Source organism: Streptomyces sp. E2N166 (assembly GCF_003671715.1).
Lineage (GTDB): Bacteria > Actinomycetota > Actinomycetes > Streptomycetales > Streptomycetaceae > Streptomyces > Streptomyces thinghirensis.
The window spans coordinates 1-204 of sequence record NZ_RAIF01000051.1 but is presented as its reverse complement, the minus strand read 5'-3'; the positions used below and the strand labels follow the sequence as shown (position 1 = coordinate 204).

At 57.4% G+C, this 204-nt stretch carries 1 rRNA gene; it reads left to right on the top strand.

Going from position 1 to position 204, the window contains the following annotated elements:
* Positions 1 to 204 (top strand): 23S ribosomal RNA (locus EBH09_RS37385); the annotation flags it as partial.

Sequence of the window (204 nt, the reverse complement as noted above, 5' to 3'; positions counted from 1 at the left end):
CGGATAGTACCGTGAGGGAATGGTGAAAAGTACCGCGGGAGCGGAGTGAAATAGTACCTGAAACCGTGTGCCTACAAGCCGTGGGAGCGTCGCGCAAGGACTTGTCCTTGCGTCGTGACTGCGTGCCTTTTGAAGAATGAGCCTGCGAGTTTGCGGTGTGTTGCGAGGTTAACCCGGGTGGGGAAGCCGTAGCGAAAGCGAGTC